At 58.7% G+C, this 13,550-nt stretch carries 14 protein-coding genes and 1 riboswitch; of the genes, 2 read left to right on the top strand and 12 right to left on the bottom strand.

Translation table 11 applies throughout. The annotated features are described in order from the left end of the window. Positions 1 to 19: 19 nt before the first annotated feature. Positions 20 to 730 (top strand): GntR family transcriptional regulator, encoded by a 711-nt coding sequence (locus DSM25558_RS07760; protein ID WP_077103439.1) that lies wholly within the window; start codon positions 20 to 22, stop codon positions 728 to 730. Between the two features lie 38 nt (positions 731 to 768). Here the strand turns inward: DSM25558_RS07760 and DSM25558_RS07765 are convergent, their stop codons facing one another. Continuing rightward, complete coding sequence (locus tag DSM25558_RS07765) at positions 769 to 2,025, bottom strand: D-amino acid dehydrogenase (RefSeq protein ID WP_077103441.1); 1,257 nt, start codon at positions 2,023 to 2,025, stop codon at positions 769 to 771. A gap of 7 nt (positions 2,026 to 2,032) precedes the next feature. Continuing rightward, positions 2,033 to 3,199: an alanine racemase gene (alr, locus tag DSM25558_RS07770; RefSeq protein ID WP_077103443.1), complete on the bottom strand. Its 1,167-nt coding sequence runs from the start codon at positions 3,197 to 3,199 to the stop codon at positions 2,033 to 2,035. Between the two features lie 125 nt (positions 3,200 to 3,324). Here alr and DSM25558_RS07775 point away from each other — a divergent pair, with 125 nt between their 5' ends. Further along, on the top strand, positions 3,325 to 3,786 hold the full coding sequence (locus tag DSM25558_RS07775) for an Lrp/AsnC family transcriptional regulator (RefSeq protein WP_077103445.1): 462 nt from the start codon (positions 3,325 to 3,327) through the stop codon (positions 3,784 to 3,786). Positions 3,787 to 3,789: 3 nt separating this feature from the next. Here DSM25558_RS07775 and thiD read toward each other — a convergent pair whose 3' ends face one another. The 10 genes from thiD to DSM25558_RS07825 form a co-directional block, all read right to left on the bottom strand. Then, positions 3,790 to 4,590, bottom strand: coding sequence for a bifunctional hydroxymethylpyrimidine kinase/phosphomethylpyrimidine kinase (gene thiD, locus DSM25558_RS07780; protein ID WP_077103447.1), 801 nt, complete (start codon positions 4,588 to 4,590; stop codon positions 3,790 to 3,792). After that, positions 4,587 to 5,243 carry a thiamine phosphate synthase gene (thiE, locus tag DSM25558_RS07785; RefSeq protein WP_077103449.1) on the bottom strand — a complete coding sequence of 219 codons (657 nt, stop codon included), beginning with the start codon at positions 5,241 to 5,243 and terminating at the stop codon, positions 4,587 to 4,589. The genes thiD and thiE overlap by 4 nt, the downstream gene beginning before the upstream one ends. After that, positions 5,233 to 5,970, bottom strand: a complete 738-nt coding sequence (locus DSM25558_RS07790) for a hydroxyethylthiazole kinase (RefSeq protein ID WP_077103451.1) — start codon at positions 5,968 to 5,970, stop codon at positions 5,233 to 5,235. Before DSM25558_RS07790 ends, thiE begins: the two co-directional genes overlap by 11 nt. A gap of 66 nt (positions 5,971 to 6,036) precedes the next feature. Then, positions 6,037 to 6,139, bottom strand: a riboswitch (TPP riboswitch). Between the two features lie 81 nt (positions 6,140 to 6,220). Beyond that, entirely contained in the window at positions 6,221 to 7,213 is a 993-nt protein-coding gene (gene iolG / locus DSM25558_RS07795) for an inositol 2-dehydrogenase (RefSeq protein ID WP_077103452.1), read from the bottom strand. 149 nt (positions 7,214 to 7,362) lie between these two features. Further along, positions 7,363 to 8,094, bottom strand: a complete 732-nt coding sequence (locus DSM25558_RS07800) for a FadR/GntR family transcriptional regulator (RefSeq protein ID WP_077103454.1) — start codon at positions 8,092 to 8,094, stop codon at positions 7,363 to 7,365. Then, complete coding sequence (locus DSM25558_RS07805) at positions 8,082 to 9,128, bottom strand: four-carbon acid sugar kinase family protein (protein ID WP_077103456.1); 1,047 nt, start codon at positions 9,126 to 9,128, stop codon at positions 8,082 to 8,084. Before DSM25558_RS07805 ends, DSM25558_RS07800 begins: the two co-directional genes overlap by 13 nt. A gap of 115 nt (positions 9,129 to 9,243) precedes the next feature. Beyond that, complete coding sequence (locus DSM25558_RS07810) at positions 9,244 to 10,368, bottom strand: iron-containing alcohol dehydrogenase (RefSeq protein ID WP_077103458.1); 1,125 nt, start codon at positions 10,366 to 10,368, stop codon at positions 9,244 to 9,246. A gap of 11 nt (positions 10,369 to 10,379) precedes the next feature. Further along, positions 10,380 to 11,294 (bottom strand): dihydrodipicolinate synthase family protein, encoded by a 915-nt coding sequence (locus DSM25558_RS07815; protein ID WP_077103460.1) that lies wholly within the window; start codon positions 11,292 to 11,294, stop codon positions 10,380 to 10,382. Further along, complete coding sequence (gene pdxA, locus DSM25558_RS07820; protein ID WP_077103462.1) at positions 11,287 to 12,246, bottom strand: 4-hydroxythreonine-4-phosphate dehydrogenase PdxA; 960 nt, start codon at positions 12,244 to 12,246, stop codon at positions 11,287 to 11,289. Before pdxA ends, DSM25558_RS07815 begins: the two co-directional genes overlap by 8 nt. Continuing rightward, on the bottom strand, positions 12,243 to 13,415 hold the full coding sequence (locus DSM25558_RS07825) for a sialidase family protein (RefSeq protein WP_077103464.1): 1,173 nt from the start codon (positions 13,413 to 13,415) through the stop codon (positions 12,243 to 12,245). The genes pdxA and DSM25558_RS07825 overlap by 4 nt, the downstream gene beginning before the upstream one ends. Positions 13,416 to 13,550: the final 135 nt, after the last annotated feature.

The raw sequence follows: 13,550 nt of genomic DNA on the forward strand, positions 1-13,550 counted from the left end.
CCGGACGACGGATAACAACATGACCATTGCCGATATCAATCCAGAGACAGACGTTACGCAGGAAGATCGCGCGCAGGCCATTCGCGATACGCTTCGTGATGCAATCGTGGACAGACGCCTTGCGCCGGGCACGAAGCTGTCCGAGGCTGAGGTCGGTACCTTGTTCGATGTCAGCCGCACGGTCGTGCGCGCGGCACTTCAGATGCTGGCCTTCGAGGGGCTGGTCAAAACGGAGCGTAATCGCGGTGCCTTCGTCTCCAACCCGACACCGGATGAGGCTCGGCAGGTTTTCTCATCCCGCAGGCTGATCGAGCCCGGCATTATCCACGCGGCGATCGAACGGCTGACGCCCTCTGCCATTGAAGACATGCGCCTCCATCTGACGGAAGAGACCCGCCACCAGCATGAGCGAGGCCCAAGCGCCCGCCGTGCGGAAATCAAGGCATCGGGCGATTTTCATCTGATGCTGGCCTCTGTTGCCGGCAACGCCATTCTTGAAAAATTCATGGCTGAACTGGTTGCCCGTTCATCGCTGGTGATTGCCCTTTACGGGCGCTCAGGCATTTCGAGTTGCGGCCACGGCGATCACGCCTCGATACTGGATGCCTTAGAGCAGGGTGACGCCGAAAAGGCCAAAAGCCTGATGCTTCATCACATCGATCACATCGAAGCCGATCTCGACTTGCGCAACACAGAGGGATTGGCGCTGAAGGATGCTCTATGGTTGTGAGCATCAGCCGCTTGTCGCGACTGATGCGGTAGAAAGGCCTATGCTGCGTAGCGGCTGATCGCAAGATCAGCAGTTTCGATTTCAGGCCTATTGCCGCTGATAAGGTCGGATAAAACGCGCGCGGAACCACAGGCCATCGTCCAGCCCAGCGTGCCATGGCCGGTGTTGAGGTAAAGGTTGCTGTAGCGGGTAGCACCGATCACCGGTGTGCCATCGGGCGTCATCGGGCGCAGACCGCACCAGAATTTCGCCTGAGACTGATCGGCAGCGCCGCCAAACAAATCCTCAATGGAATGCGTCAGTGTCGCTTGGCGCTTCGCCGGCAAATCCTTGTTGAAACCGGCAATCTCGGCCATGCCACCCACACGAATGCGGTCGCCCAGACGGGTCATGGCGATCTTGTGCGCCTCGTCCATGACGGTCGAAACCGGCGCGCGCGCGGCATCAATGATCGGCACGGTTATCGAGTAACCCTTGACCGGATACACCGGCAGGTCGATGTTCAGATGCTTGAGAAGCTGCGGCGTATAGCTGCCCAAGGCACCAATGAAGACATCTGCCTCGATGGTCCCCTTTGTCGTCTCGATGGCCTTGACGCGATTGCCTTCGGTAATGGGGCGCATGATGCCTGTGTTATATAAGAATGTTACGCCAGCCTGTTCGGCAAGCTTCGCCAGTTCAGTGGTGAACATGAAACAATCGCCGGTCTCGTCGCCCGGCAATCTCAGGCCACCGACGATCTTATCCTTCGAGGTAGCGAGACCCGGCTCCACGGCTGCGCAACCGTCGCGGTCCAGAATTTCATAGGCCACGCCACCCGCCTTCAGCACCGCGACATCCTTGCCGATGCCATCGAACTGCTTTTGCGTGCGGAAAACCTCCAGCGTGCCTTGGGTGCGCTGGTCGTATTGAATGCCGGTTTCTTCACGCAGCGCCATCAGGCAATCACGGCTGTATTCCGCTACGCGCACCATACGGCCTTTGTTGACGGCGTACCGCGCGGATGTGCAATTGCGCAGCATCTGGCCAATCCAGCGCAAGGCGGCAGGGTCCAATGTCGGGCGGATGATCAACGGCGAATGCTCCATGAACAGCCATTTCACGGCTTTCATCGGAATGCCTGGTGCTGCCCAGGGGGAGGAGTAGCCAGGCGAAACCTCGCCTGCATTGGCAAAGCTGGTTTCAAGTGCTGCCGCAGGTTGGCGGTCTATGACCGTAACCGAATGACCGGCCTTTGCCAGATACCAGGCGGATGTGACGCCGACGACACCGGCTCCGAGAATGACGATCTTCATGTTGCTCTCACTCGTCTGCGTTTATTGTGTCGCCCGCTTTCAAGCGCGCGTCTGGCTGAATATAGGTGCGGCGATAGCGACGGCCGAGACCCGTTAGAATTTCGTAGGCAATCGTATCTGCATCTTCGGCAATGTCTTCCAGAGATTGATCCGGTCCTATCAATTCAACGAGGCTGCCATGGGTTAAGGTTCCCTCCGGCAGTGCCGAAATATCCAGGCTGATGCTGTCCATGGAAACGCGCCCGGCAATGGGCAGGCGCACGCCGTTGAAATAGGCCGCGCCCCGGCCGCTCAGCGAACGCGGAAGGCCATCCGCATAGCCTGCAGCAATGGTGGCAAGGCGCGTTTCACCCGTCGTGCGTAAAGACCCGCCATAACCGACGAGCGTATCTGCAGGTACGGTCCGGGTTTGCACGACGGCCACATCCAGCCGCACCACTGGCTTCATGGGGTTGGGGCGCGCAGAGGAGGGCGCACCGCCATAAAGCGCGATGCCCGGCCGCATCACGGCATTATGATAGTCCGCGCCCAGAAAGATGCCGCCTGAATTGGCCAAACAGACCGGCGCCTCTGGAAACATTGCCGACGCCTTGCGCAGGACGGCAAGTTGCGCACCGTTGGCGATGTGTTCAGGCTCATCCGCGCAGGCCAGATGGCTCATGACGAAAGTGATCGCAATGCCGTCCAGCAAGTGAGGCGAGGTCTTCAGCGTCGCAAGTTCGGACGACGCCATGCCCAGCCGCGACATGCCGGTATCGAACTGGAGTGCTGCCGGCAGCGTCTTGCACAGCGTCGCCGCATAGGCCGACCATTGCGCAAGTTGCTCCAGAGAATTGATGACCGGCGTTATGTTCATCGCCGCGCAGGATGTCTCGTTACCGGGCTGAAGGCCGTTGAGCACGAAAATTTCCGCATCACCAGCAATGCGAAGGCGCAGCGCTATGGCCTCATCGATATGGGCGACGAAGAAATGACGGCAACCGGCATTGTAGAGAACGGGTGCGACCATATCCGCACCAAGACCATAGGCATTGGCCTTGACCACGGCGCTGGTCACGGAGTTCGAGGCCATGGCCCGCAGCATCAGGTAATTGTCGCGAAGTGCGCCAAGGTCTATTGTCAGATAACCGCTGGCACCACCACTCGCCTTCTGGCGATTGATCGTCATGTCCATCGTCGTTCCCTTATTATTTTCCAACAGACTATTGCAACGATCATCGAATTTTCGCAGTTTGAGGCGTGGATAATTCGAAGATTGGCGATCGAACGCAATTTTCGACGGCGAAACGGAATGATTTTATGTCAGCTTTGGACGCTACCGATCGTCACATCATTCGCGTGCTTCGGCTCAACGCCCGCATCAGCAATGCAAAGCTGGCAGCGGAGGTCGGTTTGTCGCCCTCGGCATGTTTGCGGCGGGTGGATATTTTGGAGCGAGAAGGGGTCATTCGCGGCTACACGGCGCTGACGGGAAGTGCAGCGGGCGGCGAGGTCATCTCAGTCATCGTGCAGATCACGCTCGATCGCCAGACTGAGGATTTTCTCAATCGCTTCGAACATGCTGTCAGACGTTATCCAGAAATTCGCGAGTGCTACCTGATGACCGGTGGCTCCGATTATTTCCTGCGAGTGGAAGTGGAAAGTGCAGGCGATTTTGAGCGCGTTCACAAGGACATACTCTCGAAACTACCCGGCGTTTCGCGCATTCATTCCAGCTTCGCCATCCGCAACGCACTGGCAAGCCCGAAGCCAAGGAACTGAGCGTCAGGCATTCCACCAGCGGTAAAAATGGTGCACAGGTCCGTGACCATGGCCGACATGCAGTTCTCTCCCCGCTGCCAGTGCACCCTGAAGAAACTCCTTCGCCAGCCCAATCGCATCAGCCAGAGAGTATCCAAGCGCCAGATTTGCGGTAATGGCCGATGCCAATGTGCAGCCGGTGCCGTGGTCATTGCGGGTGTCTATGCGCTGCATGGAAAACTCATGCATTCCATCACTGTCCAGCAAAAGATCGACACTTTCCGACCCGCCGCCATGCCCACCCTTTATCAGAACAGCGCGAACGCCGGTTTTCAATATCGCTTCGGCCTGGCGGATCACTTCTGACCCGTTCGTCGCGATGGGTCGCCCACTCAGAAGCGCTGCCTCCGGCAGGTTTGGGGTAGCGAGCAGCGCCAGCGGCAGCAAAGCGCTGCGTAGAGTTTCTATGGCATCTTCCTGCAACAGGCGGTCGCCGGATGTCGCCACCATCACCGGGTCCATGACAATAGGATTGCCAACCTCAAGCAGCTTTGCAGCGATCGTTTCGATGGTCTCGATGCGCGAAACCATGCCGATCTTGACCGCGCTGACATCAAGATCGGACAAAACCGCGTCCATCTGGGCGGCAATCATGTCGGTTGATATGTTTTCGACAGCAGTTACACCTCGGGTATTCTGAGCTGTGATAGCGGTAATGACGCTTGCGCCATAAACACCCAGCGCCGAAAAGGTCTTCAGATCGGCCTGTATGCCCGCGCCGCCGCCACTGTCGGACCCGGCAATTGTCAATGCTATGGCCGTCATCCGCGTGCCTCCAGCGCGAGGTCCACTTGGCGTCGGAAGTCCCCTGTTGCCGCCGCAATATCGACGGCGCGGAACAGAGCGGAAATCAGTGCCACACCATCCGCACCCGAATTTATAACGGGTTCGACCCTCTCCAGCGTGATGCCCGCAATAGCGCCGACGGGCATCTGCGGGCGAGCGTTGCGAAGATAGTTTCTCAGTTCGCGAAGGCCCTCCAATCCTACCGGCGCATCCGGATTGACCTTGGAGACCGTATCGAAAACACCGCCGATGCAGGCATAGTCTGCCTGTGCTTCAGCGACACGCTGGGCGTCAGTCATATTCTTGACGGTCAGGCCGATGATTGCATCACGCCCCAGTAGGCGTCTGGCCGTTTCGGCGTCCATATCGTCCGCACCCAGATGAACGCCATCTGCTCCGGAAGCCAGCGCAACATCGACACGGTCGTTGATGACAAGGGGAACGCCCGTTGCCTTCAGTGCTTCCACCATCAGCCGCGCCTGCTCGATCATATCTCGGGTAGAGGCGTGCTTGTCGCGATACTGGATGATCGTAGCGCCATGCCGTGCCGCAACGGCTGCCAGTTCCGGCAATGGCGCAATATCGGCAAGCGACGCATCCACCAAAGCGTTCAGTCTGTAATCAATTTTCATCGTGCTCAATCCTCGCAAGGGAAAGAATGTCGTTGCCGTCGATAGCGTCCAGCGCATCCAGAAAGGTCGCCTCGAATGTACCAGGACCGCGTGCCTGCGTTGCCGCAAGTTCTGCCGATACGCCGGTTACCGTCAGTGCTGCTGCTGCCGCGAGCAACGGGTCTGATTCCACTGCCATGAAAGCGGCGATGACCCCGCCGGAAAGGCATCCGGTGCCGGTGACCTTCGCCATCCATGGGTGGCCATTGGCGATCTTTGCGCTTCTGGCCCCACCGCGAAGCAAATCCTGCGGGCCGGTCTGGATGCTCAGTGCATTGCCAACATCACCGATGACAGCCATTTCCGCCGCGTTTCCCCGAACGATGGTCGGGTGAAGGGTGATGAGTTCATGGACGAAATCCAGCCGAGATGGCGAGTAATCGCAATGCACGGGGTCGACGATCCAGGGTTTGCCTTTGTCGTTCGCCACGTCCAGCGCCATGCGAATGACCTTGCGGCGTGCGGCATCTAGCGTGCCGAGGTTGATTGTCAGAGCATCTGCCTTGGAAACGAAGCTTTCGATTTCTTCTTCTGAAGATGTCATGGATGGAATTCCGCCAACGGCGGTTATGCCATCGGCAGTAAATTTCTGAACGACGGTGTTCATCAGACAATGAACCCGCGGTCGCTGTTGCCGCACCCGCGCCAGAAGCTCTGTTGCGGTTTGTGCTGTGGGAAAACTCGACATGGGTCATTGAACTCCAGATATACAATCACGGAGACCCAGGTTCAGCGCGGAAAAGAAAAGCATGGCCAGTGGCGACTGTTCCGTTCCTACGCCGGCATGACCCGGATCAGGTTCAAGGGTCCGGCTCAGCGCCATCTCAGCATCGTACGATGCTCCCCTCGGAATGTCTGGAAGGTGTCGTGTTTTAGTTGTGCTGTCAATGACATTCAGGAAGACGCAGGCCGACAAACCGCGTCTTCCTAAAATGTGATCAGGTAATTTGGACGAGCACTTTTTCGCGCACCGACTTCAGCGCAGCATCCGCCAGCTTCAGCGCAACCAGGCCGTCCTGGGCGGAAGGCGAGGGGGCGACGTCGTTTTCGATGGCATCAATGAAGGCGGTGATTTCCGCTGCATAAGCCGCCGTATATCGCGTCATGAAGAAGTCGTGCAGGGGTGGGCGGGTATAGCCGTCCTTGGTGGCGATTTCGATAGACACCGGGCGCTGGTTTTCGGCAGCAACTGAGCCAAGCGAGCCGTGAACCTCGATGCGCTGGTCGTAGCCATAGGTAGCGCGGCGCGAGTTGGAGATAATCGCCTGACGTCCGCTTTCAGTGGTCAGGATGATGCTGGCACTGTCGTAATCGCCCAGTTCCCCGATTTTCGGATCGACCAGAACGGAGCCTGTGGCGAAGACGCTGACAATCTCTTCGCCCAGCAGAAAGCGGGCAATGTCGAAATCGTGGATGGTCATGTCGCGGAAAATGCCGCCGGATACTTTGATATATTCCGGTGGCGGTGCACCCGGATCGCGGCTGGTGATGGTCACCATCTCGACCTTGCCGATCTGTCCGTCATCGATGGCCTTGCGCACGGCGCGGAAATGCGGATCGAAACGACGGTTGAAGCCGAGCATGATCTTTGCGCCGGTTTCTTTGACTACGTCGATGCAGGCTTGCGCACGCGCGACATCGAGATCGATCGGCTTTTCGCAGAAGATTGCTTTGCCCGCACGCGCAAAACGCTCGATCAGATCGGCGTGGGTGTTGGTGGGCGTGCAGATGATGACGGCATCGATGTCGGCGTTTTCGAGCACGGCATCTATGGTGCTGATTGCGCAGCCGGTTTCGTCTGCAATTGCCTGTGCGGCATCGGGAAACGCATCGACCACCGCAACCAGTTTGGCACGTTTGTCGGATGCAATCGCCTTGGCGTGTACTTTTCCGATGCGCCCAGCGCCCAGCAAAGCCAATCTCGTAACCATCGTTTCCTCCCGATATGGTTATCCCGGTCCGTGGAACGTTGATGCGAACTGCGGACCATTTTGGAATATATGTTCCATCTTGCTAGAGCGCCACTTCATGCCTGTCAAGACGTGCCTGACGTCTGGAATGCCTTGGATTGAGAAAGCGCTTACTCTGCGTCCTGCGCTGCAAGCTGGGGTTTCCGCCCCTCGAACAGGCGCGAGCGTGAGCCGTGAAGATGCTGGCGCATCAGCCGCCTTGCGAGATCGCAATCGCGATCGCGAATAGCCTCGAAAATCGCAGCATGTTCATCATAGACATGCTGGAGGCCTAAAATGGAATTTTTAAGCGAAAGACCGTGGAATTGCATTCCAACAGCAATATGGTCCTTCAACGCTTCCATGGCGGTCGAGAAATAGGTGTTGCCGGATGCGTTGGCGATGGCGAGGTGGAACTGGAAGTCTGCATCTTCCCGGTGGCGCTGCCGGTTCGTTGCCTCTTTGAGGGAGGCGAGAGCTCGGCTGATCAGTAGAAGTTCCGCATCGCCATAACGCTCCGCGGCGCAGGCGGCGGCCTCCGGCTCCACCGTCATGCGGAATTCATAACAGTTCTGGAGGTCGGCAATGTTTTCGAGAGGGCTGAAACCGAGCGCTTGTTTAACGCCAATGCTGCGAACAAAACTGCCCGCACCCTGGCGGGAATAGACGAGGCCCTTGTCACGCAATTTCTTCAGCGCATCGCGCACGATGGGTCGCGATACCTCGAATTCGGCGGCAAGGTCATGCTCGGTCGGCAGACGCTCGTCATTTTTGTATGCACCGGATTTTATGGCGTGTTGCAGCCGCTCGTACACGACATCACTCAAACTTTTGCGATGAGAAACCTGTTCTATCGCCCCCATGTTTCCGCCTCTCCACCTGTGACAGTCACGGCCAGTCGAAGAAGTGTATCCTCCGTGCCGAAGCCGCCTGATTTGGTAATGTAGAAGGTGCCGTCGAATTCAGCAACGGGGAGGCCCGGCAAAGCCTCGCCTGCTAAGCCCAGCATGTGGATGCCCCGCTGGTCGAAATAGGCTTCTGCCGTTGCGCCGCCGGAAAGCAGGATCGTATCTCCGGGCTGAGAGAATTTCGCGACGCTTGCAGCCAGCGCGCCAGCGACCTGCAAGGGGCTGGCTTCGGTTTCGGACGGCGTAGCCTGAATGAGCGTGATCGTATGAGCACCACGTTCCTCCGCAGCCGCAACAACGCCGTTGGGTGCGGAGATGTGGAGAAGATCGGGATGGGCTGCTTTCAACCCTGCGACCTGAGCAAGCGTGATCGCGTCGCGTGAACCGATGGCCATTACCATGCGCTTGGAGGGATAGGTGAGGGGTGAAGGCTGACTTTCACCGGCAATGGCCTTCGCCAGCGAAAGCGCACCCACCATCAGCTCATTGTCCTCAATGGTAGCAGCGGCGTCGCGCATGTCGTCGGGCGTCAGCGTATCTGGAAAGCGGCACCGCTTTGCAAGCGCCCCAAGGCGTTGCGCGATGGAGATGGGTGTGTCCACGCCAAAACCGTTAATCATGCCGTTCGAGACGATGCGGCCAAATTCTGGAATGCCGGGCAGAACGATGGCGCGCTCGAAGGCAAGTGCAGCAAGTTCGGCCTCCAGATTGCCTTTCAGGCGAGAGTCTACCTTCTTGAACAGACGGATGCCCGGCTTCATCGCGGCCTTGATGGAGGCAACACGACTGGCTGCCTCATCAGGCGGAATTTCACGGCTGCGTGTCGTTACGGTTATGACGTCTGCATCACCCGCGATGGCTTCCGCAACGAAGGCTTGATTGACAACGACAGTTACCTTCATTCCCGCGGCGGCGAAAGGCGCGGCCGTGTCGAGAGCGCCCGTTAGGTCGTCCGCAACAATCAGAAGTCTGTCAAAATGCCTGTTCATTCCTGTGGTCGTTCCTCACGTGCAGCCGCGCCAGAAAACGGTCGCGGTTTTCGCGTCTACTTGCGTCATCCTCGGGCGCGACAAGCCCGAGCATGACGAAGAATGAGCAGGCGGCCTAATAGGCCGCCTTATAAATCGACAACACGTCGTCCACAGCCATGTCGCGGGGATTGTTGTTCATCAGGCGGCGGATGGCGTGCGCCTCTTCGGCCCAGCTTTGTAAATCACCTTCGTTTGCCTTGTGTGCCGACAGCTGCATTTCAACGCCTAGTCCCTTACAGAAACCGTAGGCCGCTTCCAAAACACCTTCCGGCTCGTTGGAAACAGCAAGGCCCAGCGCTTCCAGCACTTCGGCAGTCTTGTCCACATGAACAGGCACATTATAGGCCAGCACATGCGGGAAGATGATGGCGTTTGCCAGACCGTGAGGAAGCTCCAACCGGGTGCCGAGCGGGTAGGCCAGCGCATGGCCGGCCGCCGTGTTGACAGGGCCGAGACAAATGCCGCCGTAATAGGAGGCGAGCATCATGCCCGCACGCGCCTCGGTGTCTTTGCCGTTCTGAACGGCGCGGGCGAGATACTTGCCGACGAGGCGGATGCCCATGCGGGCGTAACCGTCAATCAGATCATGTGCATTGATATTGGTAAAGGCCTCAACGCAATGCGCCATGGCATCGATGCCCGTTGCCGCCGTCACCGCCGGTGGGACAGACCATGTCAGTTCCGGGTCGAGAATGGCGATATCGGCCAGAAGATACGGGCTTTCGACTGCCTTTTTCGAATGGGTGCTGCTGTCGGTGATCAGAGCGCGAATACCGGCTTCGGAACCCGTTCCCGCCGTGGTGGCGATCTGCGCCAGACGCGTGCGTCTGCCTGCAACCCTGTTGGGGCCGACGACATCGTCCAGAGACTGTTCACCATCCCACAATGCCGCCACCAGTTTTGCGACGTCCAGAACCGAGCCGCCACCGAGGCCGACGACGAGGTCGGGCTTGAGCGCGCGTGCCACTTCGATGGCCGCATCCAGCGCCTTGTCATCCGGCTCCGGCGGAATGTCGGAGAAGACTTTGACATTGCCGGAAAGCTTCAGCCGGTCGACGAAGCCGACCGTATGTTCGGTTGCGATGACCAGCACGCGCTGTGCGCCGTCTGCCCATTCTCCAAGCTTGGCGGAGGCACCTGCGCCGATCTCGAGACGCCTGGGTTGATGCAGGGTAATTGGCCGTGCCATAGCATCCATGATCCCGCTCCTTATTGGTTTTCAAGCGCATCCATGCGCGCCCAGACGGTTTCTCGTTCCGCATCGGAAAGCTCGATGAGGGGAGGATGCACGCGCAGCCAGCCATCATCACCACGACGCTTGGCGACCATGGCCTTGACGGTGGGAAGCTGCACATAGGTGTTGGTCAGCTCTCGCCAGGCGACGATGCGCTCCTGTGCAGCCTTGACCACATCTTCCTTGCCAGCAACGTTCCAGTTGTCGAAGACGATGCGCAGATCGGATGCGACGAGGTTAGAGCTGGCGGTGATGCAGCCCGCACCACCGACTTGCAGCAGTGGCAGCAGCACGGGGTCCGCACCGGCCAGAACGCCGAAGCCGGGGAAGGCAGCGACCATGGCCTTCATGTTTTCCAGATCGCCGGAACTGTCCTTGATGCCGACGAAGACACCGGGGAAATCATTGCGCAGTCGGGCGATGACATCGTGGGGAATGGCAACGCCGGAGACCTGCGGAATGTGGTAGAGAATGACCTTCAGGCGGTTATCCTTCACACATTCGACCACCTTGGCATAGGCGCGGTAAATACCCTCTGCGCTCACGCCCTTGTAGTAGAACGGCGGCAGCAGAACGACGGCGGGCACACCGGCCTCGACCGCATGGCGGGTCAGTTCGACGGTGTCGGAAACGGCTGTCTGGGCCGTGCCGGGCATAAGCCTTTGCGCGGGAACGCCGCCTGCAATCGCCTTTTCCAGAATGTCCATGCGCTGTTTCAGGCCGAAGGAATTGGCCTCGCCGGTAGTGCCGAGAAGCGCCACGCCATCGCAGCCTTCTTCGATCAGCGCCTTGCAATGGGCAGTGAACAGGCGGAAATCCGGTGTGCCATCTGCGGCAATGGCGGTGGTCGCGGCGGAGTAGACGCCACTGATTTCGAAGGTCTCAGCCATTGTTCTTCTTCTTTCCTGCAATCAGCTTGCGGGCATATGCAATGGCCGCATTCATGTTGACGTGGTTGGCCTTACCCGTTCCGGCGATGTCGAAGGCCGTGCCGTGATCGACCGAGGTGCGGTCAATGGGCAGGCCGACGGAGACGTTGACGGCGGTGTCGAAGGCGACCAGCTTGATGGGGATATGCCCCTGATCGTGATACTGCGCGATGACCAGATCAAACCCGCCCTGATAGGCGCGGTGATAGACGGTATCGGCTGAGATGGGGCCATAGACGTCAATGCCCTCGGCGAGGGCCTGCGCGACCGCTGGTGCGATGAACTCATCATCTTCCGTGCCGAACAGGCCGTTTTCGCCGCAGTGCGGATTGATGCCGGCCACCGCGATCTTCGGCCTGTCGTAGCCGATGCGCTTGAGGTGGTCGTTACCGGCGCGAATGGTCGCCAGAATGCGCTCCGGCTTGGCGCGGCTGATGGCATCTTTCAGGGAAACATGGGTGGAGACATGGATGACCTTGAGGCGGTCGGATGCCAGCAACATGAAGGCGGATTTCGAACCAGTGAGCGAGGTCAGCATGCCGGTGTGGCCATCATAATGGTGGCCTGCGGAGTTCAGCGCTTCCTTGTTGATCGGCGCCGTGACGATGCAGCCGATCTTGCCGGCGGTTGCCGCCTTCACCGCGCTATCGATGAAGCGGAAGGAGGCATCGCCGGACACGGCGCTGAGCTTGCCCCATTCGACCGGTGCCCCTTCTATGTCGATATTCTCGACAAGGCCGGTGAGGTCCAGATCGGAGCCGAGCGCGGCGCGGGCGGCTTCAAGCTGTTTGAGGTTGCCGAAAATGCGGGTATTGGCCCGGTCTTCCGCGCTCATTTCGGATAGTGCCTTGATGGTGATTTCAGGGCCGACGCCGGCCGGATCACCCATGGTTATGCCAACGATATCGCTCATGCGTTTTCTCCGTCGATCCAGCCCTTGTCGAGGCGGACATATTTGATGGCGCGACGATGGTAGGTATAGGCGAGGTGCAGCGCACCGTCCTTGCCTTCCAGAAGCGCCGGATAGGACATTTCCTTGTTGCGGCCATCCACCGAATTGTTGGACAGGCAGGTGCCGGGGCCGTCTTCAACGATCCGCCGCTGCGGGAAGCTCTTGCCGCCATCCGTGGAGACGCAGAGCGTCACCGGCGCACGCGGCACACCCCAGATGGGTGTGATTCCGCCTTCCGCATTGGGGCGGTCATCGTCTTCGCCCAATTCGTCATACAGCGATTCCCGACGTGCATCCGAGGTTGCAGCAGAGACCGGATTGCACAAAAGCGCCACGCGGCCATCGGCAAGGCGGATGGCCGCGATGGAAGAATTGTTGTTGGGAACGTCGGTTGCGACAGGCGCAGACCAGCTGCGGCCGCCGTCATGGCTTTCCGTGCGATAGACGAAATCCGACTGGCGGCGGCGGAAGAAGGCGGCCATGTCCTGCCCGTCCAGCGGCACGATGGTCATGTGCACGCAGCCAAAACTATCCGGCACTTCCGTCACGGACCATGTCTTGCCCTCATCTTTGCTGACGGCGACGGCTGCGGTGTCATGCGTGCCGGTCCATTTCGCGCCGGGGCGAGGATTGCACAGAAACAGCGGCAGCATCCACGCGCCATCATCGCGGCGCACGATGGTCGCGCGAATGAAAGTGCCATTGGCAAGACCGATGTCGCGTGCCGGGCTGGAGGTGATCTTGCCGTTTTCAAACGCAAGATCATGCGCCATCACGCGGCTCTCATCCTGATTGCCGGAGGGCTGCGCCGTGTGGAAAAGCGCGATCTTGCCATTGGGCCTGACGAAAATCATCGGGTTCTGTTCGGAGCGCTCAGTATCATGGCTCGCCAATGCTGCCTGTGACCACGTGTCGGCACCATCGCCCAAGGTGGAGATGTGAATGGAGATATCCGACTTACCTTCCAGCGTGCCGCCAAACCAGGCGCAGGCCAACGCGCCACCGGGCAGAAAGCTGAGGAAGGCTGCGTGATTGTGGATTTTCGGTGAAGGCAGGTAAGCCTCTTTGCGTCCTTCGCCTGCCGCAAAAAGATGACCATCCATCTTTGCCGCAATCTCTTCAGGCGTCATAAAATTCCTCCCGTCACATCGGTTATTAACCGGGATAATCAGCTTGTAAACAAATGTTGTCAAGTTGGATTGGTTTTCTATTTCCCTCTATAGGATAACAAATTTCGTAAAAAATTAAATTAAAACAGTATGATG

This window comes from Agrobacterium sp. DSM 25558, from assembly GCF_900100825.1.
GTDB lineage: Bacteria > Pseudomonadota > Alphaproteobacteria > Rhizobiales > Rhizobiaceae > Agrobacterium.